The following is a 26,838-nucleotide window of genomic DNA, read 5'->3' on the forward strand; positions in this document are numbered from 1 at the left end:
GGCCACGTACGCCTCGCGCCCTCGGCCCTCCGTACGCCGGAGGGCCGGCTTCCAGCCCCTCCGGCGTCCGGGGAGCGGGGAGCGGGGCCCGGGGCGGGAAGGGGCGGCGGGGCGAAGGGACTCCTGGTCAGGACCAGCGGCCGGTGCGCCCGAGCAGCAGCGCCGCGGCGGCCGTCCCCGCGGTGGAGGTACGCAGGACACTGCGGCCCAGCCGGTAGGGTTTCGCGCCGGCCCGCGCGAAGAGCTCCAACTCCTCGGGCGACACGCCGCCTTCGGGTCCGACGACCAGCACGATGTCGCCGGACGCGGGCAGTTCGGCGGTCGCCAGCGCCTCCGTACCGCTCTCGTGCAGCACGGCGGCGAAGTCCGCCTCGGCCAGAAGTGAGGCAACCTGCTTGCTCGTCGCCGCGTCCGCGACCTCGGGGAAACGCACCCGGCGGGACTGCTTCCCCGCCTCCCGTGCCGTCGCCCGCCACTTCCCGAGGGCCTTGAGCCCCCGCTCGCCCCTCCACTGCGTGATGCAACGCGACGCCGCCCACGGCACGACGGCGTCGACGCCGACCTCGGTCATCGTCTCCACGGCCAGTTCACCCCGGTCCCCCTTGGGCAGGGCCTGGACCACCGTCAGCCGGGGCGACTCCTCGGGCTCCTCCTCGACGTCACCGAGCCGTACGACCAGCCGGTCCCTGCCCTCGGCGGCCTCCACCTCGCCCTCGGCCCAGCGGCCGGCCCCGTCGGTGAGGACGACGTCCTCACCGGCCCGCAGCCGCCTCACGGAGACGGCGTGCCGTCCCTCGGGCCCGTCGAGCACGTAACGGCCACCCGGGGCCGGGTCGAGACGGTCGACGACGAACACCGGCGCGGTCATCGGGCACCTCCCGCCGACAACGCTGTCCGGGCGGCGGCGAGTTCGGCGGCCAGCACCTCCACCAGCTGTCCGGCGGGCAGCTCCCGGGCCATCCGGTGCCCCTGGCCCGCCCACAGCGCCATGCCCTGCGCGTCACCGGCCTTCGCGGCGGCCTTGCGCAGCGGTGCGGTGAGATGGTGGACGTCCGGGTAGGCGGCGGGCGCGTACGGGCCGTGCTCGCGCAGGAAGCGGTTGACCAGGGCGCGGGCGGGACGGCCGGAGAAGGCCCGGGTCAGCTCGGTGCGGACGTACAGGGGGCTGGTGAGGGCCTGCTTGTGCAGGGCGTGCGCGCCGGACTCGTGGGCGGCGAGGAAGGCCGTGCCGAGCTGGGCGGCGGCGGCACCGGCCGCGAGGACCGCGGCGATCTGGCCGCCGCGCATGATGCCCCCGGCGGCGACGACGGGGATGCCGACGGACTCGCGGACCTGCGCCACGAGGGACAGCAGCCCGGTGCCGGAGCCGTCCGTCTCCGGGACGTCGTGGTGGGTGCCCTGGTGGCCGCCGGCCTCGACGCCCTGTGCGATCACGGCGTCCGCGCCGGCCCGCTCCACGGCCCTGGCCTCCTCCGCCGTGGTGGCGGTGACCAGGGTGTAGGTGCCGGCCCGGCGCAGGGCGTCCAGGACCTCGCGGCCCGGTACACCGAAGTGGAACGACACGACCGGTACCGGGTTGTCCAGCAGGACCGCGAGCTTGGCGTCGTAGCCGTCGTCGCGGCCGCTGTCGGGGTCGCCGAGCTCGGTGTCGTACCAGGTGGCCTCACCGGCCAGCTGGTGGGCGTAGACACCGACGGCCGCGGGGTCGGCGGTCTCCGGCTGCGGCAGGAAGAGGTTGACGCCGAACGGCCTGGACGTCAGTCCCCGCAGCTGCTTGATCTCCTGGTACATCCCGTCCGCGGTCTTGTACCCGGCGGCCAGGAAACCGAGTCCGCCCGCCTCGGACACGGCGGCGGCGAGCTGCGGCACGGCGACACCGCCCGCCATCGGCGCCTGCACGATCGGGTGCGGGAAGAGATCGGTCGGTACGGAGGACATGACCGCATGGTGTCACGTCCCCCGGCCGTCTCCGAATCCGACCTTCCCCGTGGCACAGGCCACTTTTCGCCGTGCCGGGGACCGGGGTGCGGGCGTCCGCGGGAGCCGTTCCTCAGCGCCCGTTGAACGCGTCCTTGAGGCGCGAGAACAGTCCCTGCTGACCCGGCTGGAACGTGCCCTGCGGCCTCTCCTCGCCCCGCAGCTTGGCCAGTTCCCGCAGCAGGCGTTCCTGCTCGGGGTCGAGCTTGGTCGGGGTCTGGACCTCGACGTGCACGATGAGGTCGCCCCGGCCGCCGCCGCGCAGGTGGGTGACGCCCCGGCCGTGGAGCGGGATCGACTGGCCGGACTGGGTGCCGGGCCGGATGTCGACCTCCTCCATGCCGTCCAGCGTCTCCAGCGGCACCTTGGTGCCGAGGGCCGCCGCGGTCATCGGGATGGTGACCGTGCAGTGCAGGTCGTCGCCGCGCCGCTGGAAGGTCGGGTGCGGCAGCTCGTGGATCTCGACGTACAGGTCGCCGGCGGGGCCGCCGCCGGGGCCGACCTCGCCCTCGCCCGCCAGCTGGATCCGCGTGCCGTTGTCGACACCGGCCGGGATCTTGACCGTGAGGGTGCGCCGGGAGCGGACCCGGCCGTCGCCCGCGCACTCCGGGCACGGGGTCGGGACCACGGTGCCGAAGCCCTGGCACTGGGGGCAGGGGCGGGACGTCATGACCTGGCCCAGGAAGGACCGCGTGACCTGCGAGACCTCACCGCGGCCGCGGCACATGTCACAGGTCTGCGCGGTGGTGCCCGGGGCCGCGCCCTCGCCGCTGCAGGTGGTGCAGACGACCGCCGTGTCGACCTGGATGTCCTTGGTCGTGCCGAACGCGGCCTCGTCCAGCTCGACCTCGATGCGGATCATCGCGTCCTGGCCGCGGCGGGTGCGCGAACGCGGTCCGCGCTGCGACGCCGTGCCGAAGAACGCGTCCATGATGTCGGAGAAGTTGCCGAAGCCTCCGGCCCCGAAGCCGCCCGCGGCGCCGGCGCCGGCCTGCGAGAGCGGGTCGCCGCCGAGGTCGTAGACCTGCTTCTTCTGCGGGTCCGACAGCACCTCGTAGGCGGCGTTGATCTCCTTGAACCGCTCCTGGGTCTTCGGATCCGGATTGACGTCCGGATGCAGCTCGCGGGCGAGCCGCCGGAAGGCCTTCTTGATCTCCTCCTGCGACGCGTCGCGGCGCACGCCGAGTACGGCGTAGTAGTCCGTGGCCACTACGACTCCGCCAGGATCTGTCCGACGTACCGTGCCACTGCGCGTACCGCTCCCATCGTTCCGGGGTAATCCATGCGGGTCGGGCCGACCACACCGAGCTTGGCGACAGTCTCGCCGCCCGAACCGTAGCCGACCGACACGACGGACGTGGAGTTGAGTCCTTCGTGGGCGTTCTCGTGACCGATACGCACGGTCACGCCCGGATCCTTCGCCTCGCCGAGCAGCTTGAGGAGCACGACCTGCTCCTCCAGCGCCTCCAGGACGGGCCGGATCACCAGGGGGAAGTCATGTCCGAAGCGGGTGAGATTGGCGGTGCCGCCGATCATCAGCCGCTCCTCGTTCTCCTCGACGAGCGTCTCCAGGAGAGTGGAGAGCACCGTCGAGACCGTACCGCGGTCCTCCGCCTCGAAGGCATCCGGCAGGTCCTCCACCAGACTCGGCACGTCGGTGAAGCGGCGGCCCGCGACCCGGCTGTTGAGCCGCGCCCGCAGGTCCGCGAGGGACGCCTCGCCGAACGGCGCCGGGCAGTCGACCATCCGCTGCTCGACCCGGCCGGTGTCGGTGATCAGCACCAGCATCAGCCGCGCGGGCGCCAGCGCCAGCAGCTCCACGTGCCGCACCGTCGAGCGGGTCAGCGACGGGTACTGCACGACGGCGACCTGCCGGGTGAGCTGCGCGAGCAGCCGCACCGTCCTGGCCACCACGTCGTCGAGGTCGACGGCGCCCTCGAGGAAGTTCTGGATGGCGCGCCGCTCCGGCGCGGTCATCGGCTTCACACCGGCGAGCTTGTCGACGAACAGCCGGTAGCCCTTGTCGGTGGGGATGCGCCCGGCGCTGGTGTGCGGCTGGGCGATGAAGCCCTCGTCCTCCAGGGCCGCCATGTCGTTGCGCACGGTGGCCGGGGAGACGCCGAGGTTGTGCCGCTCGGTGAGCGCCTTGGAGCCGACGGGCTCCTCGGTGCCCACGTAGTCCTGGACGATGGCGCGCAGCACCTGGAGTCTGCGTTCACTGAGCACCGCGCACACCTCCAGTAGCCTTCCGCCCGGTAACGGCTCTGGCACTCTTCGCACGCGAGTGCCAGACTTCCCCGGCCCAGTGTACGGCCGGGGGGTACACCCCGGGCAAGGCCGGTCCCGCGCCGTCGCGCCGGGCGGCGTCGTCCCCGATAGCGTCCCGTCATGACCGTGACTTGGGAAGAGTCGGGATGGGAGCAAGTGGCGCCCGGGGTGGGGCGGTGCCGGCTGCCGGTGTGGGACTGCACGGCGGGGATCGTGGTGGGCGCGGACGGCGTGCTGCTCGTCGACGCGGGTTCGAGTCTGGCCGAGGGCGCGCGGTTGCGCACCGGGGCGCGGGCGCTCACCGGCCGCCGTGTGACGCATCTCGCGCTCACCCACCCGCACTTCGACCACGTCCTCGGGGCGGCGGCGTTCGCGGGGGCGGAGGTGTTCGGGGCGGTGGGCATGGAGACCGTGCTGACGGCGCGCGGGCGCGAGGAGCTGCGCGCGGACGCGGTGCGGTGGGGGCTGGACGCGCGGGCGGCCGCGGAGGCGGCGGACGCGCTGGTCCCGCCCCGGCACGCGGTGTCCGGGGAGTGGACGCTCGACCTGGGCCCGGACGGCGGCCGGCAGGTGCTGCTGGCGAACGTGGGCCCGGGGCACACCGCGCACGACCTCGCGGTGCTCGTCCCCGGCGACCCGGAGGTGGTGTTCTGCGGCGACCTGGTCGAGGAGTCGGGCGAGCCGCAGGCGGGCCCCGACGCCGTCCCCTCCCGGTGGCCGGCCGCGCTGGACCGGCTGCTGGCGCTGGGCGGCGAGGACGCGCTGTACGTCCCCGGGCACGGCGCGGTGGTGGACGCGGCGTTCGTGCGGGCGCAGCGCGACGCCCTGGCGGCACGTTTCGGCGTGTCGGAGTGATCACGGCGGCCGCGATCCTCGTATCGTCGTCAGAATGCGCCAGTACTCCGCCGATCTGACCCCTCCGTGGAAGAAGCCGCAGCCCGTCCCCGAGGTCGCCGCCGAGCCAGGACTGGTGGTGGAGGAGCCCGGGACCGGCTTCTGCGGCGCGGTGATCCGCTGCGAGGCGGGCACGGTCACGCTGGAGGACCGCTTCGGCAAGCACCGGGTGTTCCCGCTGGAGCCGCGCGGGTTCCTGCTGGAGGGGCGGGTCGTGACGCTGGTGCGTCCGGCCTCCGGTCCCCGGCGGCCCGCGCGTACGGCGTCGGGTTCGGTGGCCGTCCCCGGCGCGCGGGCGCGGGTGGCCCGCGCGGGGCGCATCTACGTCGAGGGGCGGCACGACGCGGAGCTGGTGGAGAAGGTGTGGGGCGACGACCTGCGCGTCGAGGGGGTGGTCGTCGAGTACCTGGAGGGTGTCGACGACCTGCCGTCGATCGTGGAGGACTTCGCGCCGGGGCCCGACGCGCGCCTCGGGATCCTGGTCGACCATCTGGTCCCGGGGTCGAAGGAGTGGCGCATCGCGCAGGCGGTGACGAGCGAGCACGCGCTGGTGGTGGGGCACCCGTACATCGACATCTGGGAGGCGGTGAAGCCGGCGTCGGTCGGCATCGGGGCGTGGCCGCGGGTGCCGCGGGGGCAGGACTGGAAGACGGGGGTGTGCGCGGCGCTGGGATGGCGGGTGGCGAACACGGGGGAGGCGTGGCGGCGGATCCTCGACTCCGTGCACTCGTACAAGGACCTGGAGCCGCAGCTGCTGGGCCGCGTGGAGGAACTGATCGACTTCGTCACGGCACCGGCCTGAGGGGCGCGGTGTCGCGGCGGGTCTTCTCGCCCCCGCCGCCCCTTCCCGGTCCCGTCCCCGGGGGCGCTGCCCCCGGACCCCCGCTCCTCAAACGCCGGAGGGGCTGAGGTAGCCCCTCCGGCGTTTGAGGAGCGGGGTCTGGGGCGGAGCCCCAGGTCGGGACGGGAAGGGGCGGCGGGGGCGAGGAAAGTCAGTCCACCAGGTCCCGCACCACCGCGTCCGCCAGCAGCCGCCCGCGCAGGGTGAGGGCCGCGCGGCCCTCGTCGTAGGGGCCCTCGGCCAGCAGGCCGTCGGCGAGGGCCCGGCCCGCAGCCGCAAGCCCCTCCGCACGGAGCAGCGAAAGAGGCACCCCCTCCGACAGCCGCAGCTCCAGCAGGATCCGCTCCACCCGCCGGTCCTCCTCCGACAGCAGCTCCCGCCCCGCCCCCGGCGACCGCCCCTCCGCCAGTGCCGCCGCGTACGCCCCCGGGTGCTTGACGTTCCACCACCGCACCCCGCCCACGTGCGAGTGGGCGCCGGGGCCCGCACCCCACCAGTCGGCGCCGCGCCAGTACAGCTCGTTGTGCAGGCAGCGCCCCGCCTCCGAGGTCGCCCAGTTGGACACCTCGTACCAGTCGAAGCCGGCCGCCGACAGCATCTCCTCGGCGATCAGGTACCGGTCCGCGTGGACGTCGTCGTCCGTCATCGGCACCTCGCCGCGCCGGATCCGGCGGGCCAGCTGCGTGCCCTCCTCCACGATCAGCGCGTACGCCGAGACGTGGTCCGGGCCGGCGCCGATCGCCGCGTCCAGGGACGCCCGCCAGTCGTCGTCGGATTCCCCCGGCGTGCCGTAGATCAGGTCGAGGTTGACGTGCTCGAACCCGGCCGCGCGGGCCTCCGCGACGCACCGCTCGGGGCGGCCGGGGGTGTGCGTGCGGTCGAGGACCCTCAGCACGTGCTGCCGGGCGCTCTGCATGCCGAACGAGATGCGGTTGAAGCCGCCGGCCCGCAGCGCCGCCAAGTAGGCGGGGTCGACCGACTCCGGGTTCGCCTCCGTGGTCACCTCGGCGTCCGCCGCCAGGCCGAACTCCTCGCGGACCGCCCCCAGCATCCGTACGAGGTCGTCGGCGGCCAGCAGCGTCGGCGTGCCGCCGCCCACGAACACCGTGCGGACCTCGCGCGGGTCGTCGCCGAGCACCTTCCGCGCCAGCCGGACCTCGTCGACGAGCGTCCCGGCGTAGTTGTCGCGGGAGGCCAGCACCCCGCCGCTGCCGCGCAGCTCGGTGGCGGTGTAGGTGTTGAAGTCGCAGTAACCGCAGCGGGTCGCGCAGTACGGGACGTGCAGGTAGAAGCCGAGGGGACGGTCCGTGGCCCCGGCGAGCGCGGACGCGGGCAGCGCGCCGTCGGCGGGGACGGGCTCGCCGTCGGGGAGTGCGGAAGGCATGTGCTCCATTGTCCCGCACCCGCCGGCTCACTCGGCCTGGAGCACCAGGAGGGCGAGGTCGTCGGCCGGCGGGCGGGCCCCGAACTCGTGCACGAGCTGCGTGATCCGTTCCGCTATCGGCCCGGCGTCCATCCCCGCGCACCCGGACAGGGCGGTGGCGAGCCCGTCCCCGTCGTCGAACTGGTGGGGGCCGGAGCGCCGCTCGGTGACTCCGTCGGTGACGCAGAGGAGCGTGTCGCCGGAGTACATCTCGAAGGTCTCGCTGGTGTACATGACGTCCTCGACGACTCCGAGGAGGGTCTGCGGCTGGGCGACCGTACGGACGGAGCCCTCGGGGTCGAGCAGCAGGGGCAGCGGGTGTCCGGCGGAGGCGAGGGTGCAGCGGACGCCGCCCGCGAAGGGGACGAGTTCGCCGAAGAGCAGGGAGAGGAAGCGGGTCTGGGGGCCGTCGCCGGGCGCGGTCGGGCGGGCCCCGGCGGCCACCAGCGCGCGGGCGGCGGCGTCGGCGGCCTCCGTGGCGTCGTCGAGGAGGAGCTGGTTGAGCCGGTCGAGGACGTCGGCGACGCGATAGCCCTCGCGGGCCAGCAGCCGCAGCCAGGGCCGGACGAGTCCGATGACGACGGCGGCCTCGGGCCCCTTGCCCTGGACGTCGCCGACGGCGAAGCACCAGCGGCCCCGGCCGGCCGGGAAGAGGTCGTAGAAGTCGCCGCTCGGTCCGCCCTTGTCGCAGGGTTCGTGGACGAGGGCGCTGCGGACGCCGGGGATCTCGGCGACGGCGCCGGGCAGCAGTCCGCGCTGGAGCACGGCGCTGATGGTGGCCTGGCGGGAGTACTGCCGGGCGGCGCCGATGGCGAGCGCGACCCGCCGGCCGAGGTCCTCGACCAGCCCGGTGATCTCGTCGGGGAACCGGTCGATGCCGCCCCGCCCGATCACCAGCGTCCCCAGCGGCCGCCCGCCGGCGACGAGCCGGTAGGCGAGGGCGGCTCCGTGGGCACCGTCGCCCGGGCCGTCGTCCAGGGCCGCGCCGCCGGGCCACGGGTAGGGCCGGGGCCCGGGGTGGAGCGGGTCGCCCGGATCGGGCGGGTGCTGTTCCAGGGCGTGGCTGAGGGCCTCGATGCGGTTCTCGCTGGCGTGCCAGACCCGGGCGAGGCGGGGGCCGCCGGCCCCGCGGGCGCCGTCGTCCCAGCCTCCGTGGCCGGTGGTTTCGTCCTCCAGCCACACCGCGCACCAGTCGGCCAGCCGGGGCACGATCAGCTGGCCGGTGAGGGAGGTGACCAGGTCCTCGTCCAGTTGGCCGGCGAGCAGGTCGGAGGCCTCGGCGAGGAAGGACAGGGCGCCGCGCCCCAGCCAGGTGCCGTCCCGTCCGTCGCGCCGGGCGAGCCAGTCGTCGCCGTAGGAGCCCGCCAGCCAGGTGTCGCGGCCGCCCGCCCCCTGGCCCTCCCGGTGACCGGGGGCGGGCCGGACGGTGAGCGGGTCCAGGGGGCCCCGGGCGAGGCTCTCCGCGACCCTGAGGTCGTGGACGTGGGCGTGCTCCCCCGCGTACGGGGCGCCCCGCTCGCCGGCGGCGTGCTCCGGGTCGGCGGGCAGCCGCGCCCACACGGTCTTGCTGCCGGGGCGGTAGGTGATCCCCCAGGACTCGCAGAGCGCGGCGACCAGACGCAGGCCGCGCCCGTACTCGGGGGTGTCCGGTGCCGGGGGCGGTGCGCTCTCGCCGTCGCGCGGCGCGCGGGAGGGGTGGTGGTCGGCGACCTCGACGACGAACGCGCCGGTCTCCTGCTCCAGCCGGTACGTCAGACGGACCTCGGTGCCGGCGTGCACGACGGCGTTGGTGACCAGTTCGCTGGCGACGAGCGCGGCGTCGTCACCTACGGGGCCGGTGAGGTGCTCCGCGCCGGGCAGGGCCAGTTCGGCCCACTCGGTGAGCGTCTTGCGCAGCAGTGCCCGCGCGGAACCGGGCGCGAGGGGGCTTCCGGACAGGGTCGCTTCCACCCGCGCGCACCCCCGCGGGTCGGAGGCGCGCGAGGCGGTCTCCCGCTGGGTCGGAATGGCCCGCATGGGCAGCTCCCCGGGCAGTTCGTACGAATGCAACCTCGATCACTGCCCACAGGGTGACAGACAGACCCCGCCCATAAGCAACGAGTTACCGAAGTGGGCCGCCAGGGATGCGAACCGTGGTACGCGTGTGGTCAGGAACGGTCAGAAAGCCGTCTCCTTCCGGACAACGGGAAAAGCGGGGCGGGGTCCCGGGCCGTGTCGGCCCGGGACCCCGCCCCGCTCGGTCACACCGTGGGTGTCACGCCTCGCGGGAGCCCTCGTACATCTCCTCGATGAGGTGCTTGTACTCGCGCTCCACCACCGGGCGCTTCAACTTCAGGCTCGGGGTGATCTCGCCGTGCTCGACGTCGAGGTCGCGGGGCAGCAGGCGGAACTTCTTGATGGTCTGCCAGCGCTGGAGACCCTCGTTGAGCTGCTTGACGTAGCCGTCGACCATCTCGACCGTGGCGGGCGCGGCGACGATGTCCGCGTACGCCTTGCCCTCCATGCCGTTGTCGGCCGCCCAGGCCGTGATGGCGGCCTCGTCGAGGGCGATCAGGGCGGTGCAGTAGTTCCGGTCCGCGCCGTGCACCAGGATGTTGGAGACGTACGGGCAGACGGCCTTGAACTGGCCCTCGACCTCGGCGGGGGCGATGTACTTGCCGCCGGAGGTCTTGATGAGGTCCTTCTTGCGGTCGGTGATGCGCAGGTAGCCGTCGGCGGACAGCTCGCCGATGTCGCCGGTGTGGAACCAGCCGTCCTCCTCCAGCACCTCGGCGGTCTTGTCGGGCAGGTTGTGGTAGCCCTGCATGATGCCGGGGCCGCGCAGCAGGACCTCGCCGTCGTCGGCGATGCGGACCTCGGTGCCGGGCAGCGGCTTGCCGACGGTGCCGGTGCGGTAGGCCTCGCCGGGGTTGACGAAGGACGCGGCGGAGGACTCGGTGAGGCCGTAGCCCTCCAGGATGTGGACGCCGGCGCCGGAGAAGAAGTAGCCGATGTCGGGGGCGAGGGCGGCCGAGCCGGAGATGCAGGCGCGCAGGTTGCCGCCGAAGGCCTCGCGGATCTTGGCGTAGACGAGCTTGTCGGCGACGGCGTGCCGGGCGCGCAGGCCCGCGGGGGCACTGGCCGTGCCGGTGCGGCGGAAGTTGTCCTGGGTGACCTTGGCGTACTCGCGGGCGACCCCGGCGGCCCACTGGAAGATCTTGTACTTGGCGCCTCCGCCGGCCCTCGCCTTGGCGGCGACGCCGTTGTAGACCTTCTCGAAGATGCGGGGCACGGCGGCCATGTAGGTCGGCCGGACCACCGGCAGGTTCTCGATGATCTTGTCGACGCGGCCGTCGACGGCGGTCACGTGACCGGCCTCGACCTGGCCGGAGATCAGCACCTTGCCGAAGACGTGGGCGAGCGGCAGCCACAGGTACTGCACGTCGTCGCCGTGGACCATGCCGGTCGCCGGGATCGCCTTGGCCATGTACGCCCAGGCGTCGTGGGGCAGGCGGACTCCCTTGGGGCGGCCGGTGGTGCCGGAGGTGTAGATCAGGGTGGCCAGCTGGTCCTTGGTGATCGCCGCGACCCGCTCCTTGATCACCTCCGGCTCCTTCTGCAGCCGGGCGGCGCCGAGCTGCTCCAGGTCGGCGAGGGTGATCACGAAGTCGTCCGTGTCGACACCGGCCGGGTCGACGACCACGACGCGGACGAGGTCGGGCAGCTCGGCGCGCTTGGCCACCGCCTTGGCCGCCTGCTCGGCGTCCTCCGCGACGAGCACCCGGCTCTGGGAGTCGGACAGGATGTAGGCGGACTCGTCCGCGTTGGTCTGCGGGTAGATCGTGGTGGTGGCGGCGCCCGCGCAGAGGATGCCGAGGTCGGCGAGGATCCACTCGACGCGGGTGGCGGAGGCCAGGGCCACCCGCTCCTCGGGCTGGACGCCCAGCTCGATCAGGCCGGCCGCGATGGCGTGCACCCGTTCGGCGGTGCCCGCCCAGGTGAGGGACTTCCAGTCGTCCGGGCCCTCGCCGGAGGCCGGCGGGACGGGGTAGCGGTAGGCCTCGGCGTCCGGTGTGGCCGCCACACGCTCCAGGAAGAGGGCCGCCAGGGTCGGCGGTCGGTTCTCGATCAGTGTCTGTGTGTCGCTCACGACATCCTCCGGGGCCCGCGACGGTGCGGCTGGCTCAGTGCGGCTGGGGTTTCCTCGCGCGTCGTTGTTTAACTCGCGAGTAACTATCGAGCACGGACAGAGTAAGGGCCGACCGGCCTCGGCGTAAGGGGCCACGGCCTGTTACTTCATACAGAGGACCACCCCCGATGCGCGCGGGGGCCCGCCGCACCGACGTGCGACGGACCCCCGTTCCGCCCGGTTCGCGGAGTGACCCGCGGTAACCTCCGGCTACTTCTTGGCCTTGCCCGAACCCGCGCTCTCGTCGCTCGACAGCACGGCGATGAAGGCCTCCTGCGGGACCTCCACGGAGCCCACCATCTTCATCCGCTTCTTGCCCTCCTTCTGCTTCTCCAGCAGCTTCCGCTTGCGGGAGATGTCACCGCCGTAGCACTTGGCGAGGACGTCCTTGCGGATGGCGCGGATGGTCTCGCGGGCGATGACCCGCGAGCCGATGGCGGCCTGGATGGGCACCTCGAAGGCCTGGCGCGGGATGAGCTCGCGCAGCTTGGCGACGAGCCGCACGCCGTACGCGTACGCCGCGTCCTTGTGGGTGATCGCGGAGAACGCGTCCACCTTGTCGCCGTGCAGCAGGATGTCGACCTTGACCAGGCTGGAGGTCTGCTCGCCGGTGGGCTCGTAGTCCAGGGAGGCGTAGCCGCGGGTCTTGGACTTCAGCTGGTCGAAGAAGTCGAAGACGATCTCCGCGAGGGGCAGGGTGTAGCGGATCTCCACCCGGTCCTCGGAGAGGTAGTCCATGCCGAGCAGCACGCCGCGCCGGGTCTGGCACAGCTCCATGATCGAGCCGATGAACTCGCTGGGCGCCAGGATGGTGGCCCGCACGACCGGCTCGTACACCTCGCTGATCTTCCCCTCGGGGAACTCGCTCGGGTTGGTGACGGTGTGCTCGGTGCCGTCCTCCATGAGGACCCGGTAGACCACGTTCGGCGCGGTGGCGATCAGGTCGAGGCCGAACTCGCGCTCCAGGCGCTCGCGGATCACGTCGAGGTGCAGCAGGCCGAGGAAACCGACGCGGAAGCCGAAGCCGAGGGCGGCGGAGGTCTCCGGTTCGTACACCAGGGCCGCGTCGTTGAGCTGGAGCTTGTCGAGGGCCTCGCGCAGCTCCGGGTAGTCGGAGCCGTCGAGGGGGTAGAGGCCGGAGAACACCATGGGCTTGGGGTCCTTGTAGCCGCCCAGCGCCTCCTCGGCGCCCTTGTGCTGGCTGGTGACGGTGTCACCGACCTTGGACTGGCGGACGTCCTTCACACCCGTGATCAGGTAGCCCACCTCGCCGACGCCGAGGCCGTCGGCCGACAGCATCTCCGGCGAGTTGGTGCCGATCTCCAGCAGCTCGTGGGTGGCGCCGGTGGACATCATCCGGATGCGCTCGCGCTTGTTGAGCTGGCCGTCGATGACACGGACGTACGTCACGACACCGCGGTAGGAGTCGTAGACCGAATCGAAGATCATCGCGCGGGCGGGGGCGTCCTTGACGCCGACCGGGGCGGGGACCTCGGCGACCACGCGGTCCAGCAGCGCCTCGACGCCCATACCGGTCTTCGCGGACACCTTGAGCACGTCGTCCGGGTCGCAGCCGACCAGGTTCGCCAGCTCCTCGGCGAACTTCTCCGGCTGCGCGGCCGGCAGGTCGATCTTGTTGAGCACCGGGATGATCGTGAGGTCGTTCTCCATCGCCAGGTAGAGGTTGGCGAGGGTCTGCGCCTCGATGCCCTGGGCGGCGTCCACGAGGAGGATCGTGCCCTCGCAGGCGGCGAGGGACCGGGACACCTCGTAGGTGAAGTCGACGTGCCCGGGGGTGTCGATCATGTTGAGGATGTGCGTGTTGCCCTTGTCGTGGGTCGGCGCCCACGGCAGGCGCACGGCCTGGGACTTGATCGTGATGCCGCGCTCGCGCTCGATGTCCATGCGGTCGAGGTACTGAGCGCGCATCTGCCGCTGCTCGACCACTCCGGTCAGCTGGAGCATCCGGTCGGCGAGCGTGGACTTGCCGTGGTCGATATGGGCGATGATGCAGAAGTTGCGGATCAGCGCCGGGTCGGTACGGCTCGGCTCGGGCACATGGCTGGGGATCGCGGGCACGCAGGGTCCTGATTCTTGAGGCGTCCGCATACGTGTGCTTGTCCGTCTGCGGTCTCGGGTCGGATCGATACGTAGCTTCCATCGTCCCACGCGCGGGGACCGGGGACGGGTTTGGGCCACCGAATGGGCCGCTGGTAGTGTGGAGGGCTGTGTCTCATGCCCTCTCGGTGCGAGGCACGTCTTCTGGAAAATCACCCGGTACGGACCGTGCGGCTCCCGTGCGGCCCCGTGCCAGAACCTGTAGAGGCTCATTCGTGGCGAACATCAAGTCCCAGATCAAGCGGAACAAGACCAACGAGAAGGCGCGGCTGCGCAACAAGGCCGTCAAGTCCTCTCTGAAGACCGCGATCCGCAAGGCCCGCGAGGCCGCCGCCGCGGGTGACACCGAGAAGGCCACCGAGTACCAGCGCGCCGCCGCGCGTCAGCTCGACAAGGCCGTCTCCAAGGGCGTCATCCACAAGAACCAGGCCGCCAACAAGAAGTCGGCGCTGGCGCAGAAGGTCGCGGCCGTCAAGGGCTGAACAACCCTGTGATCTGATCGCCGGCGGGACTCCGGGCGGGCCCTCTCTCTCCGCCCCCGGCCGGCACCCCGAGCTCGTACGCGGCCTGCGTTCGCCACGCGGGTACGGGCTCAGCAGCTTCATCCGAAGGCCCCGTCCCTCACCCTTCCCCAGGGTGGCGGACGGGGCCTTCGGCGGTCCGGGACCCGGGCGCGTGACGCCCGGGTCCGGACGTCATGGCGCTGCGGCGCTACGGTGCTACGGCGCTACGGCGCTACGGCGCTACGGCGCTACGGCGCTACGACCAGAAGGCGTTCGTCGCGTCGAGGTCCGCGACGCACTCGTCGAGGTCGGTGATCCGGTCCCCGACGATCCGGAAGACGATGCCTCCGTCGTCGTCGATGTGCTTTCCCCGCCGGTCGGCGGTGAAGTGGTGCAGCGTGACCGCGTGGCCCCTGCCGTCGACCAGGACCTGCCGCAGCTCGACCCGGAACGTCCCGCCGGTCTCCTCACCGAGCCGCCGGTAGACGTCGAGGATCGCGTCCTGGCCCTTGTGGTCGCCCGAGAGGATCCCGGTCCCGGGCACGTGATGCGTGGCGTCGGCCGTCATCAGGCCGCGCAAGGTGTCCATGTCCCCACGCGTGAACGCCTCATAGCCCTTGCGGACGAGCTGTGCGTTCGGGTGTTCAGCCATGTCGCTCGCCGCCTTTCCCTGTCCGGCGACCTGAGCTGATACGTCCGATTCTCCTCCCCCGGGGGGCGGGAGGGCCACTCGGTCAGCCGATCCGGCGGGCCGCTACGCCCGTCCCCTCGACCTCGCCGCCCGCGCGATGGTGACGACCGCCTTCTCCAGGGCGTACTCCGGGTCGTCCCCGCCGCCCTTCACCCCGGCATCGGCCTCGGCGACCGCGCGCAGCGCCACGGCCACGCCGTCCGGGGTCCAACCGCGCATCTGCTGCCGGACCCGGTCGATCTTCCACGGCGGCATGCCCAGTTCCCGGGCGAGGTCGGCGGGCCTGCCGCCGCGCGCCGACGACAGTTTGCCGATCGCCCGCACGCCCTGGGCCAGCGCGCTGGTGATCAGCACCGGGGCCACCCCGGTCGACAGGGACCAGCGCAGCGCCTCCAGGGCCTCCGCCGCGCGGCCCTCGACGGCCCGGTCGGCGACCGTGAAGCTCGACGCCTCGGCCCGGCCGGTGTAGTAGCGGCCGACGACCTCCTCGTCGATGGTTCCTTCGACGTCCGCGACCAGTTGGGACACCGCCGAGGCGAGCTCCCGCAGGTCGCTGCCGATCGCGTCGACCAGCGCCTGGCAGGCCTCCGGGGTGGCCGAGCGCCCGGTGGTGCGGAACTCGCCCCGCACGAACGCCAGCCGGTCCGCCGGCTTGGTCATCTTGGGGCACGCCACCTCGCGCGCCCCGGTCCTGCGCGCCGCGTCGAGCAGTCCCTTGCCCTTGGCGCCGCCCGCGTGCAGCAGCACGAGGGTGATCTCCTCGGCGGGCGCCCCGAGGTACGCCTTGACGTCCTTGACGGTGTCCGCCGACAGGTCCTGCGCGTTGCGCACGACGACGACCTTGCGCTCGGCGAAGAGCGACGGGCTGGTCAGCTCGGCGAGGGTGCCGGGCTGGAGCTGGTCCGGGGTCAGGTCGCGGACGTCCGTGTCGGCGTCGGCGGCCCTCGCAGCGGCCACCACCTCCTGCACGGCACGGTCGAGCAGCAGGTCCTCCTGGCCCACGGCGAGCGTCACCGGGGCGAGGAGGTCGTCGGATGCGGTCTTCCTGGCCATCGCGACAAGCATCCCACGCACCACCGACAACGCCGCCCGGACGTCCGCGGTCCCGCTACGGCTCCTCCCGCCAGCCCTCCCACGCGGCGACGAACTCGTTCAGCTCACCGGGGTCGAGCCGTTCCGCCTCGTCCCGCAGGACGACGAGCCACTGCGCGTCCTCCGCGTCGTCCTCCCCGGCGAGCGCGTCCCGCACCAGCCGCGGTTCCTCGACCACGCCGAACCGTTCCCCGAGCGCCTCGGCCACCTCCTCCGCGGCGTCGCGGTCGGGCAGCACCAGCACATGTCGCACATCACTCACACGGGCCATTGTCCGGTACGGGATCAGTCGCTCCCGCCGGTGTCCCGCACCGTCGGCACGGTGTCCAGCGTGATCCCGAACCGGTCCCGGTAGAGCGCCAGCACCTCCTCGTCCGTCCCGGCCTCCCGCTGCTGCCGGGTCCCGTCGGGCGAGGTGACCGTGAACCGGCGGCCGCTGAGCGTGATCCGCCCTCCGTCGTCGGTGATCCGCGAGCACACGAGGGACCGCGAGAAGTGCGAGGCCGGCGAGCTGCTGTGCCACCAGGAGCCGACCGTGAAGTCGTCGAGCACCCTCGGCCTCACCTCCAGGCGGTACACCGGCCGGCCGTCGTGGATCACGTCCAGGTCCGCGGCCTCCACCGTGTGGTGCCCGCCGCGCACCCCGGCCGCGTCGGCCCCGGCCTCGACGATCCGGAAGGTGCCGCCGGGATCCTGCTGCTCGCCCCGCTCCCCGAAGGCGAGCGGGAGGTGGAAGTGAGCCCCGAAGCCGACGTCGACCAGCCGGTCGCCGCCGTCGACCGTCCGTACCCGCAGCGCGAGATGGTCGTAGGGGATGCCGAGCCGGCCCCCTTCCCCGTACACCCGCGCGGCGAGCAGGGTGACGTCGTAACCGAGCGCGGCGAGCAACGCCGCGAACGCGCCGTTGAGTTCGTAGCAGAATCCGCCCCGCCCGGCCTCCACGACCTTGTCCAGCAGCCGCTTCTCGTCGAGCACGATCTCCTCGCCGAGGTGGATGGACAGGTTCTCGAACGGCACGGTCCTCAGGTGCCGCAGGTGCAGCTCGCGCAGGGCGTCCACGGTGGGCCAGGCGGGCTGTCCGGCGCCCAGCCGGCGCAGATAGGCGTCGATCGCCGCGGTGTTCATGCCACCAGTCATGCCGTCAGTCATGCCCTCAGTGTCGCGCCACAGCGAGTTCTCCGCTCCCGTCTTCCCCACCCCCGGTCACCGCCAGCGCCCCGTCCCGGTCGGTCCGCAGCACGCGCGCTCCCCGGGCGCGCAGCGCGGCGACGGTGCCGGGCGCCGGGTGTCCGTAGGTGTTGTCCCGGCCGGTGCTGATCAGCGCCAGCCGCGGGTCCGCCAGGCGCAGCAGGCCCGGGTCCTGGTGGGCGGAGCCGTGGTGGGCGACCTTGAGGACGTCCACGCCGGCCAGGCTCCGGGCCGCCGCCGATCCGGCCAGGGCCCGCTGGGCCGGTGGTTCGAGGTCGCCGAGCAGCAGCAGGCGCAGACCGGCCGTGCGGACCAGCATGGCCACGCTGGCGTCGTTCGGTCCCTCCGATGCCGGATGGCCGCCGGACGGCGGCCACACCACCTCCCAGGACAGGCCGCCCGCGCGGCGGACCTCACCGGCGGCGGCGCGGGTCAGGGGGATGTGCCGGGCGGCGGCGAGTCTCCGTACGAACGCGGCCTGGCCGGCGGGCTCCTCCAGGGCCGTGGTCGCGACGGCGCCCACCTCGCGTCCGCGCAGGACACCGGGCAGGCCCGCCACGTGGTCGGCGTGGAAGTGGGTCAGGACGACGAGCGGGACGCTGGTGACGGCGAGGGAGCGCAGACAGCGGTCCACGAGGGCGGGTTCGGGGCCCGCGTCGACGACCACGGCGGCCCCCTCCCCCGCCGCCAGCACCATCGCGTCGCCCTGCCCCACGTCGCACATCACCATCCGCCAGTCCGGGGGCGGCCAGCCCGTGATCGCCTCGGTGAGCGGGCGGGGCTGCACCACCAGCAGGACCAGCAGGAGGGCGCAGGCACCGCACCACCAGGGGTGTGCCAGGAGCCGGCGGCCCACGGACAGCGCCACGAGGGTGGTGGCGCCGAGCGCTGCCGCTCCGGCCCATCCGCCGGGCCAGTCCACGCCCGCGCCTGGCAGTGCGGCACCGGTTCTGGCGACCTCGGCGATCCACTCCGCGGGCCAGCTCGCGCACCAGGCCAGTGCCTGCGCCGCCGGCATCGCGACGGGCGCCGTGGCGAGGGCGAGGAAGCCCAGCACCGTGGCCGGGGCGAGCGCGAACTCCGCCAGCAGGTTGCACGGGATCGCCACCAGGCTCACCCGCGCGGCGAGCACGGCGACCACGGGTGCGCAGAGCGCCTGGGCCGCGCCCGCGGCGGCCAGCGCCTCCGCCAGGCGGGGCGGTACGCCTCTGCGGCGCAGTCCCGTGCTCCAGCGGGGAGCGAGGGTGAGCAGCGCTCCGGTGGCCAGTACGGAGAGGAGGAAGCCGTAACCACGGGCCAGCCAGGGGTCGTAGAGCACCAGGAGCAGCACGGCCGTGGCCAGGGCGGGGACGAGCGATCTGCGGCGGCCGGTGGCGAGCGCGAGCAGGGCGACGGATCCGCAGGCCGCGGCCCGCAGCACGCTGGGGTCGGGCCGGCAGACGACGACGAAGCCGAGGGAGAGAGCGGCGCCCAGCAGTGCCGTGCCCCGCAGGGAGACGCCGAGACGGGGGGCGAGTCCGCGGCGTTCGGCGTTCTGGGCCAGACCGGGCGGGCCGAGGAGCAGGGCGAGGAGGATGGTGAAGTTGGCGCCGGAGACGGCGAGTGTGTGGGTGAGGTCGGTCTCCCGGAACGCCTCGTCCAGCTCCGGGGTGATTCTGGCGGTGTCGCCGACGACCAGCCCGGGCAGCAGCGCCCGGGCGTCGGCCGGCAGTCCGTCGGTGGCCTCCCGCAGCCCGGCCCGCAGCCGGCCCGCCAGCCGCTGCGGCCCGGAGGGCCCGCTCACGGTCTCGGGCCCGTCGCGGCCCTTCACCCGCAGGACGGCCGCGAACCGGTCGCCGCCCGCCCGGGCCGGAGCGAGCCTGGCCTCGACCCGCAGTCGGGTGGAGGGGAGCAGGCGGAGCCATGGGGACGGGGAGGAAGAGGAAGAGGGGGAGGAGCTCCGGTCGTCGTGGGGCGTGGCGGGTGCGCCCGGGGGTGTGTCGACGATCAGGAGGACGGGTGCGCGGGTCTCCTGCGCCCCTTCTCCGGCCCGCTCCACGCGCCGGACGTCGGCCTCGATCAGTACGGACGCCGGGGCCATGCGGTTCCCGCTGACCCTGGGCCGGGTGAGCCGGGGGTCGGCGGTGACGACGGCCTCCGCGGTGACCCGCGCGTACTCCCCCGCGAGCGCGGGGACGGGGCCGCGCCGCAGGTCCGCGCCGTGCAGGCCCGCCGATCCCGCCGCGGCGGCCACACAGAGCAGCACGGCGGCCGTGGCGTGGGCGGTGGCGCGGGCTCGCTCCGTGAGGCGGCTGCGGGTCGCGAGGAGCGCGCCGGCCGTCAGCAGGCAGAGGCCCACGGCCGTCACCACGGAGGTGGGCGGCGCGTGCAGCGTCAGGGCCGCCGTGGCCCACGCGGCCAGGGCCGGCGGGACCAGCCGGAGGTCGGGCGGGCCCTCCTGCCGCGGATGCGCGGCACCCAGCCGCCGGCCGGAGGCGGCGTGGACGGTGGGGCGGGTGGAGGCGGCAGCGGCAGTGCCGACAGTGCCGGCAGTGGTGGTGACGGCGGTCGGGGTTGCCGGGTTCGTCGCCCCGGTGTCCGCGGCCGTACGGGGTGCCGTCATGGCCGGACGAGGTCCCGGAGGTCCGCGAAGCGGCGTTCGCCGATGCCGTTGACCTCGCGGAGTTCGTCCACCGAGCGGAAACCGCCGTTTTGGGTGCGGTAGTCGATGATGTGCTGGGCCAGCACGGGGCCGACTCCGGGAAGGCTGTCGAGCTGGTCGAGGGTGGCGGTGCCGAGGGACACCGGGGCGACGGGGCCGCCGGCTGCCGTGGCCGCGCCGGGGGCGCTGCCGGGGGCGGCCGCCCCCGCGCCCGGCGGTGCCGGGGCTCCGACGACCAGTTGTTCGCCGTCGACGAGGAAGCGGGCCCGGTTGAGGGCGTCCGTCCTGGTGCCGGGGCGGACCCCGCCGGCCGCACGGAGTGCGTCCTCGACGCGGGAGCCGGCCGGCAGGCGGTGGATTCCCGGCTCCCGCACCTTGCCGCCGACGTCGACCACGATCTCGGCTGCCGCCGGGCCGCCGGAGCCCGCCGGGGCCGCTGCCCGTGCCGGCGGCGGTCCGTCCGCCGTTCCCGTGCGCTCCTCGCCGGGGTCGGCCGCCCGGACCACTTCCGGGGGCCGCACCGGCTGGGTGCGGCCCGACCAGAAGTGCTGCACGGCGAAGCCGAGGACCAGCACGAGCAGCGCCGACAGGGCGAGCACGCTGCGCCGCTCCAGGCCGCAGCGCGTCTGCACCCACAGCGGCAGTCGCTCCCGCAACGCGAGCACGGCCCGGTCCGGTCGCCGGACCGGGGGCCAGTCCGGGTCGCGGCGAGCGGGAGGCCCCGGTTCGGGCACTCCCCCGGGCGCCCCGCGGTCGACGGAGTCCGAGCCGCCGCCCGCCCGGTCCGTGCCCGGATGGGGAGGAGGAGGATTGCCGTTCACCCGGTCCGTGCCCGGATCGGGAGGAGGAGGACTGCCGTTCGTCCGACCCGCGCCCCGATCGGGGCGGTGCGGCGGAGGCTCCTGGGCGACCGTCCGGCCCGCTTTCCCCGGACGCCCCGGGGCCGCTGACGGGTCCGCCCGCACCGGGCCGCCCTCAACAGCCCCGCGCGGGTTAGTACTCGAAGCTTCCGCCGGCCACAGGGGTGCCACGACCGCCCGCCGGTCCACCGGCACGTGATCCCCGGCAGTCGCACGTGGACGGACACCGGAACCGCCCGAGAGCCCAGGCGGTGCCACGGCCGCCCGTCCGTCCGCCATGCCACCCCCACTGGCAGCGCCTGGGCGGCCAGCCGCGTGCCCCGGCCCGAGCGAAGCCGCCACCAACGCCCGTGGGTCCACCATCACCACGCGCCGCGCACCAGCCGTGCGTCGAGGAGCACCGGAGCTCCCCGAGGCCGGAAGAGGCGCCACGGCCGCACGGCGGTCCCGCGCCGGGGCGTCCCTCCCCCCGCCCGCCGCCGCGGGCGCCGGGCGGCCCGGGGCGAACGCGCGGGCCACCGCTGCCCGTCGGTCCGCCCGGGCGCGGTTCACGGCGGCCTCACGGTCCACCGGCATCCCGCGGGCGCCCTCCGGCAGCCGCGCTTCCCCGGTGCCCTCCGCCGGCCGGGCTTCCCCGGCGCCCTGCGCGAGTCGAGGAGCGGAAGCCCCACGGTCACCTGCCGGACCCTTCGACGTCCGGGCGGGGCGAGGCCTATCGGCATCAGCCGCCGGTCCCCCGGCCCGCCCCCCGTGCCCTGGTCCGTCCGCTGCCCAGCTCGGCACCGGCCTGGCGGTCCGGCCACCGGCCGAGGCGGCCGGGACGGTAGGAGCGGCCGGAGCAGTAGGAACGGTCGAACCCGGACCCTCTTCGTCGCCGTCCTCACCGAACAGGGCATCCGCCCGCCGCCGGAGTTCCTCCGCCGAGGCGTGCCGTGCGTGTCGTGCCCGGGACCGGGGCCTGTCGTCGCGGCGGTGGCGGGCGCGGCTGTCGGATCCGGGGCCGCGGCCCGGTCCGCCGGTCGGGGTCGCCGTGCGTGAACGTGATCGAAGTGCCATGCGAGGAGGATCCGGCACACCGGCCCATCCGCGCAGATCCCGGTGTAATTCCGTGGATCACCGGCCGCTTGTGGACAACTCCGTCACCCGTACGAGCGGACCGGCCTCACCGGGCCGAGACCACGACCCCCAGCAGCCCGGGGCCCGTGTGCGCCCCGATCACCGCGCCCACTTCGCTGACGTGCAGCTCCGCCAGGCCCGGCAGCCGGGTCCGCAGCCGTTCCGCGAGGGCGGAGGCCCGGTCGGGGGCGGCGAGGTGGTGGACGGCGACGTCGACCTCCGCGCCGCCCGCCCGGTCGGCCGCGATCTCCTCCAGGCGGGCGATCGCCTTGGACGCCGTACGCACCTTCTCCAGTGGTTCGATGCGGCCGCCCGCCAGTTGCAGCAGCGGCTTGACCGCGAGCGCCGAGCCCAGCAGGGCCTGCGCGGCACCGATCCGGCCGCCCCGGCGCAGATAGTCGAGCGTGTCGACGTAGAAGTAGGCCGACGTGGCAGCCGCCCTTTTCTCCGCGGACGTGACCGCGTCGTCGACGGTGCCGCCCGCCTCCGCGGCCTCCGCCGCGGCCAGCGCGCAGAACCCGAGCGCCATGGCGATCATGCCGGTGTCCACCACCCGGACCGGCACCGGTGCCTCGCGGGCGGCGACGACGGCCGCGTCGTAGGTGCCGGAGAGCTCGGCGGAGAGGTGCAGCGAAACGATTCCGGTCGCGCCGGACTCGGCGGCCCTGCGGTAGGTCTCGGCGAAGACCGCGGGGCCGGGCCGGGACGTCGTCACCGGGCGCCGCTTCTGCAAAGCCTGGGCGAGGGAACGGGTGGAGATCTCGGTGCCCTCTTCGAGGGCGCGGTCGCCGAGCACCACGGTCAGGGGTACCGCCGTGATGCGGTGCCGCTCCATCGTCCGGGCCGGAAGGTAGGCCGTTGAATCGGTGACGATCGCGACATGGCGGGACATGAGCTGGAGGTTACCTGGCGTAGTGCCCGTGCGGCAGCCCGGCCCGGCGGGCCGTGTCCGGCCGTGGCCGGATCACACGCCGCTCGAACGGTCCCGGTCCCCGCTCGGACAGACCCGGTCCGACGCCCGGGCGGTCCTCACGTGGTGCTCTCGGGGCGCGGCTTCTTCTGCCAGGGGTAGGTGGGTCGCGGCGCGGGCGGGTCGAGGGCGGGGCGCGCGGTGTCCTGCTCGGGCTGCGGCCCGGGGGCGGTCTCCGGCGTTCCCGGCCAGGACTGGCCGGCCGCCGGGGCGTCGGCGGCGGGGGCCTCGGGCCAGCGCGGGGGCGCGGCCGGCTGTTCCGTGGTGGTCCAGTGGCGCAGGGCCCCGGTCTCCACGTCGATCTGCCCGGTCAGGGAGTCCAGGTCGTCGCCGGAGTAGCGGTGGGCGCGGTCGCGGACCGCCCAGCGCAGGGAGTCGGCGGAGCCCGTGATGCGCTCGGTGCGCTCGCGCAGCTCGGGCAGGCGCGCCGAGAGGGTGGTGCGGTCCGGTTCGGACTCCAGTCGCCTGAGCTCGCCGTCCAGTTCGTGGCCGTGGGCGCTGAGGCGCTGGAAGAGACCGAGGGACTCCTTGACCGACTCGTCCTCGGCCGCGGCGGCCTCCAGCGCGTCCTGCGTGGCCCGCATGGAGGTGCGCAGCTTGAGGCGGAGCTGGGCGATCTCCCCGGCCGGGCCGCTCTGGGCGAAGGCCTTGGCCCGCAGGGTGTGGTCCTCGACCGTGCGGCGGGCCTGGGTGATGTGCCGGTCGGCACTGCGCTTGGCGGCGCCGACGGCCTTCACCGTGGCGTAGACGCCGAGCACCACACAGAGCACGAAGAGCAGGGCGACCACTGCGAACACCGCTTCCACGAGGCTCCTCCTCCGGGCCCTTCGGCCTGTACCGGCGCACTGCGCGCCGCTCTTCAACGGTAAACGCAACGGGCAGGTCAGGAGTTCCGCCGGAACCCCGAACCTGCCCGTAGGGGACCACCCGGAGCCGGGTTGGCGGACGCCCGGCCCCGCGCGATCACCTCACGCTCACCTCACGCCGGGACGATGTTCACCAGCTTCGGCGCCCGCACGATCACCTTGCGGATGCCGGCGCCGTCCAGTGCCGCGACGACGCGCTCGTCGGCCAGGGCGGTCTTCTCCAGCTCGTCCTCGGAGATGTCCGGGGACACCTCCAGGCGCGCCTTGACCTTGCCCTTGATCTGCACGACGCAGGTCACCGTCTCGTCGACCACGTACGCCGGGTCGGCCACCGGGAAGTCCCGGTGCACCACCGAGTCGGTGTGGCCCAGCTTGCGCCACAGTTCCTCCGCGATGTGCGGGGCCAGCGGGGCGACCAGCAGCACCAGGGACTCCGCGACCGTGCGCGGCAGCGGACCTCCCCGCTTGGTCAGGTGGTTGTTCAGCTCGGTGACCTTGGCGATGGCGGTGTTGAAGCGCATGCCCTCCAGGTCGCCGCGCACCCCGTCGATCGCCTTGTGCAGGGCGCGCAGGGTGTCCTCGTCGACCTCGTCGGTGTCGGCGACGGTCACCTCGCCGGTCGACTCGTCGACGATGTTGCGCCACAGCCGCTGGAGCAGCCGGAACTGGCCGACCACCGCGCGGGTGTCCCACGGCCGCGACACGTCCAGCGGCCCCATGGCCATCTCGTACAGGCGCAGGGTGTCGGCGCCGTACTCGGCGCAGATCTCGTCCGGAGTGACCGCGTTCTTCAGGGACTTGCCCATCTTGCCCAGCAGCCGGGAGACCCGCTCGCCCTGGTACCAGTAGCCGCCGTCGCGCTCCTCCACCTCGGCGGCCGGCACGGCGATGCCCCGGCTGTCGCGGTAGACGTAGGCCTGGATCATGCCCTGGTTGAACAGCTTGTGGAACGGCTCCGCCGAGGAGACGTGCCCCAGGTCGAACAGCACCTTGGACCAGAAACGGGCGTACAGCAGGTGCAGCACGGCGTGCTCGGCGCCGCCGACGTACAGGTCGACACCGCCGTGCGGCATGCCCTCGCGCGGGCCCATCCAGTACTGCTCGATCTCCGGGTCGACCAGCTTCTCGGAGTTGTGCGGATCCAGGTAGCGCAGCTCGTACCAGCAGGAACCGGCCCAGTTGGGCATGGTGTTGGTCTCGCGGCGGTACCGGCGCGGGCCGCGGCCGTCGCCCAGGTCCAGGGTGACGTTCACCCAGTCCGCGTTGCGGGACAGCGGCGTCTCGGGCTGGGTGTCGGCGTCGTCCGGGTCGAAGGTGCGGGGGCTGTAGTCCTCGACCTCGGGCAGCTCCAGCGGCAGCATCGACTCGGGCAGGGCGTGGGCGACGCCGTCCTCGTCGTAGACGATCGGGAAGGGCTCGCCCCAGTAGCGCTGGCGGCTGAACAGCCAGTCACGCAGGCGGAAGTTGACGGTGCCCTCGCCGTGGCCGCCGCGCTCCAGCCAGTCGATGATGCGGGTCTTGGCCTCGGCGACGCCCAGACCGTCCAGGGAGACCTCGTCGTTCGACGAGTTGACGATCTTCGCGTCGTGGGAGGAGAAGGCGGTCTCCCACGTGGAGGTGTCGGTACCGCGGCCGTCGGTCGGTTCGACGATGCAGCGGATCGGCAGCTCGAAGGCGCGCGCGAACTCGAAGTCGCGCTGGTCGCCCGCCGGTACGGCCATGATGGCGCCGGTGCCGTAGCCCATCAGCACGTAGTCGGCGATGAAGACGGGGACCTGTTCGCCGTTGACCGGGTTGGTGGCGTAGGCGCCGATGAAGACGCCGGTCTTGTCCTTGGCCTCGGCCTGCCGCTCGACGTCGGACTTGGAGGCGGCCTGCGCGCGGTAGGCGGCGACGGCTTCGGCCGGTGTCGCGTGGCCGCCGGTCCACACCCGGTGGGTGCCCTCGGGCCACTCCTGGGGCGTGAACTTCTCCACCAGCGGGTGCTCGGGCGCCAGCACCATGTAGGTGGCGCCGAACAGGGTGTCGGGACGGGTGGTGAAGACGGTGATGTTCTCGCCGTCGATGGGGAAGCCGACGCGGGCGCCCTCGGAGCGGCCGATCCAGTTGCGCTGCTGCAGCTTGATCGCCTCGGGCCAGTCCAGGGCCTCCAGGTCGTCCAGCAGCCGGTCGGCGTAGGCGGTGATGCGCATGTTCCACTGGCGCAGCTTGGCCTTGAAGACGGGGAAGTTGCCGCGCTCGGAGCGGCCGTCGGCGGTGACCTCCTCGTTGGCCAGCACGGTGCCCAGACCGGGGCACCAGTTGACGGGCGCGTCGGAGGCGTAGGCCAGGCGGTACCCGCCCAGCACGTCGGCGCGCTCGGCCTCGTCCAGCTCGTTCCAGGAGCGGTCGCTGGGCAGCGGGCGCTCACCGGACTCGAACAGCTCGACCAGCTCGGCGATCGGGCGGGCGCGCTTCGCCTCCTCGTCGTACCAGGAGTTGAAGATCTGCAGGAAGATCCACTGGGTCCACTTGTAGTAGTCCGGGTCGATCGTGGCGAACGACCGGCGCTTGTCGTGGCCCAGGCCCAGCCGGCGCAGCTGGGCTTTCATGTTCTCCATGTTGGCCTCGGTGGACACGCGCGGATGCGTGCCGGTCTGCACCGCGTACTGCTCGGCGGGCAGGCCGAAGGCGTCGAAGCCCAGGGTGTGCAGGACGTTGTGCCCGGTCATGCGCTGGAAGCGGGCGAAGACGTCGGTGGCGATGTACCCCAGGGGGTGGCCCACGTGCAGGCCGGCACCGGAGGGGTAGGGGAACATGTCCATGATGAACTTCTTGGGGCGGGCGGCCAGCTCCGCGTCGCCCGCCAGGTCGCCCTTGGGGTTGGGGGCCGCGTACGTCCCCTCGGCGTCCCAGAAGTCCTGCCAGCGTGCCTCGATCTCGGCGGCCAGGGCGGCCGTGTAGCGGTGCGGCGCGGCCTCCGCGGCTGCGGGGTTCGTCTCGCTCATGATCCTCAATGCTCCATCGATCGTCTCTGCCTGCTGCTGCGGCTGGGCGGAAATGAAAAATCCCCTCGCACAGGAGGGGACGCCGCGCCGATTCCGGCCTGCCGTTCACCGGCGGTCGGGACTGATCAGCGCGGCCCGCTAAGCAGAAGGCGTACGGCACGCATGGCGTCAGGGTACCGCAGCGGCCGATCTCACCGCGACGCACGCGCCCGCCGCGTTGACCCAAGGTCAAAGG

Annotated in this window: 20 protein-coding genes; 3 read left to right on the forward strand and 17 right to left on the reverse strand. The window is 73.6% G+C overall.

Annotation, left to right across the window (positions count from 1 at the left end):
* Positions 1-127 precede the first annotated feature (127 nt).
* From IE118_RS03630 to hrcA, 4 genes are all read right to left on the reverse strand, one after another.
* Entirely contained in the window at positions 128-868 is a 741-nt protein-coding gene (locus IE118_RS03630) for a 16S rRNA (uracil(1498)-N(3))-methyltransferase (protein ID WP_189555757.1), read from the reverse strand.
* Positions 865-1,938, reverse strand: coding sequence for a nitronate monooxygenase (locus IE118_RS03635; protein WP_189555758.1), 1,074 nt, complete (start codon positions 1,936-1,938; stop codon positions 865-867). Before IE118_RS03635 ends, IE118_RS03630 begins: the two co-directional genes overlap by 4 nt.
* 112 nt (positions 1,939-2,050) lie before the next feature.
* The gene (gene dnaJ, locus IE118_RS03640; RefSeq protein WP_189555759.1) at positions 2,051-3,187 is read right to left on the reverse strand and encodes a molecular chaperone DnaJ; all 1,137 of its coding nucleotides are present in this window, start codon (positions 3,185-3,187) and stop codon (positions 2,051-2,053) included.
* Positions 3,187-4,203: a heat-inducible transcriptional repressor HrcA gene (gene hrcA, locus IE118_RS03645; RefSeq protein ID WP_189555760.1), complete on the reverse strand. Its 1,017-nt coding sequence runs from the start codon at positions 4,201-4,203 to the stop codon at positions 3,187-3,189. Before hrcA ends, dnaJ begins: the two co-directional genes overlap by 1 nt.
* A gap of 162 nt (positions 4,204-4,365) precedes the next feature.
* Between hrcA and IE118_RS03650 the strand changes: the two genes are divergently transcribed.
* Positions 4,366-5,100, forward strand: coding sequence for an MBL fold metallo-hydrolase (locus IE118_RS03650; protein ID WP_189555761.1), 735 nt, complete (start codon positions 4,366-4,368; stop codon positions 5,098-5,100).
* Between the two features lie 34 nt (positions 5,101-5,134).
* Positions 5,135-5,941 carry a DUF3097 domain-containing protein gene (locus tag IE118_RS03655; protein WP_189555762.1) on the forward strand — a complete coding sequence of 269 codons (807 nt, stop codon included), beginning with the start codon at positions 5,135-5,137 and terminating at the stop codon, positions 5,939-5,941.
* Between the two features lie 190 nt (positions 5,942-6,131).
* Here IE118_RS03655 and hemW read toward each other — a convergent pair whose 3' ends face one another.
* The 4 genes from hemW to lepA form a co-directional block, all read right to left on the reverse strand.
* Complete coding sequence (hemW, locus tag IE118_RS03660; protein WP_189555763.1) at positions 6,132-7,364, reverse strand: radical SAM family heme chaperone HemW; 1,233 nt, start codon at positions 7,362-7,364, stop codon at positions 6,132-6,134.
* A gap of 27 nt (positions 7,365-7,391) precedes the next feature.
* Positions 7,392-9,419: a SpoIIE family protein phosphatase gene (locus tag IE118_RS03665; RefSeq protein WP_189555764.1), complete on the reverse strand. Its 2,028-nt coding sequence runs from the start codon at positions 9,417-9,419 to the stop codon at positions 7,392-7,394.
* Positions 9,420-9,657: 238 nt separating this feature from the next.
* On the reverse strand, positions 9,658-11,532 hold the full coding sequence (locus IE118_RS03670) for an AMP-dependent synthetase/ligase (protein WP_189555765.1): 1,875 nt from the start codon (positions 11,530-11,532) through the stop codon (positions 9,658-9,660).
* Between the two features lie 249 nt (positions 11,533-11,781).
* Entirely contained in the window at positions 11,782-13,650 is a 1,869-nt protein-coding gene (lepA, locus tag IE118_RS03675; RefSeq protein WP_189555766.1) for a translation elongation factor 4, read from the reverse strand.
* 254 nt (positions 13,651-13,904) lie between these two features.
* Between lepA and rpsT the strand changes: the two genes are divergently transcribed.
* On the forward strand, positions 13,905-14,171 hold the full coding sequence (gene rpsT, locus IE118_RS03680) for a 30S ribosomal protein S20 (RefSeq protein WP_189555767.1): 267 nt from the start codon (positions 13,905-13,907) through the stop codon (positions 14,169-14,171).
* A gap of 277 nt (positions 14,172-14,448) precedes the next feature.
* Here rpsT and IE118_RS03685 read toward each other — a convergent pair whose 3' ends face one another.
* The 9 genes from IE118_RS03685 to leuS form a co-directional block, all read right to left on the reverse strand.
* Positions 14,449-14,844, reverse strand: coding sequence for a nuclear transport factor 2 family protein (locus IE118_RS03685; RefSeq protein WP_189555768.1), 396 nt, complete (start codon positions 14,842-14,844; stop codon positions 14,449-14,451).
* A gap of 102 nt (positions 14,845-14,946) precedes the next feature.
* Positions 14,947-15,936, reverse strand: a complete 990-nt coding sequence (holA, locus tag IE118_RS03690) for a DNA polymerase III subunit delta (protein ID WP_189555769.1) — start codon at positions 15,934-15,936, stop codon at positions 14,947-14,949.
* A 55-nt stretch (positions 15,937-15,991) separates the two neighbouring features.
* Entirely contained in the window at positions 15,992-16,237 is a 246-nt protein-coding gene (locus tag IE118_RS03695) for a hypothetical protein (RefSeq protein WP_189555770.1), read from the reverse strand.
* 23 nt (positions 16,238-16,260) lie between these two features.
* Positions 16,261-17,100 (reverse strand): arylamine N-acetyltransferase family protein, encoded by an 840-nt coding sequence (locus tag IE118_RS03700; RefSeq protein ID WP_189556066.1) that lies wholly within the window; start codon positions 17,098-17,100, stop codon positions 16,261-16,263.
* Positions 17,101-17,128: 28 nt separating this feature from the next.
* Positions 17,129-19,765, reverse strand: a complete 2,637-nt coding sequence (locus IE118_RS03705) for a ComEC/Rec2 family competence protein (protein ID WP_189555771.1) — start codon at positions 19,763-19,765, stop codon at positions 17,129-17,131.
* The gene (locus IE118_RS03710; protein WP_373303148.1) at positions 19,762-20,469 is read right to left on the reverse strand and encodes a ComEA family DNA-binding protein; all 708 of its coding nucleotides are present in this window, start codon (positions 20,467-20,469) and stop codon (positions 19,762-19,764) included. The genes IE118_RS03705 and IE118_RS03710 overlap by 4 nt, the downstream gene beginning before the upstream one ends.
* A gap of 1,357 nt (positions 20,470-21,826) precedes the next feature.
* Positions 21,827-22,672 carry a DegV family protein gene (locus IE118_RS03715; RefSeq protein ID WP_189555773.1) on the reverse strand — a complete coding sequence of 282 codons (846 nt, stop codon included), beginning with the start codon at positions 22,670-22,672 and terminating at the stop codon, positions 21,827-21,829.
* Positions 22,673-22,809: 137 nt separating this feature from the next.
* Positions 22,810-23,556 carry a hypothetical protein gene (locus IE118_RS03720; protein ID WP_189555774.1) on the reverse strand — a complete coding sequence of 249 codons (747 nt, stop codon included), beginning with the start codon at positions 23,554-23,556 and terminating at the stop codon, positions 22,810-22,812.
* Positions 23,557-23,729: 173 nt separating this feature from the next.
* On the reverse strand, positions 23,730-26,603 hold the full coding sequence (leuS, locus tag IE118_RS03725; RefSeq protein ID WP_189555775.1) for a leucine--tRNA ligase: 2,874 nt from the start codon (positions 26,601-26,603) through the stop codon (positions 23,730-23,732).
* Between the last annotated feature and the right edge of the window lie 235 nt (positions 26,604-26,838).

The organism is Streptomyces pilosus (genome assembly GCF_014649835.1).
Taxonomy (GTDB): Bacteria; Actinomycetota; Actinomycetes; order Streptomycetales; family Streptomycetaceae; genus Streptomyces; species Streptomyces pilosus.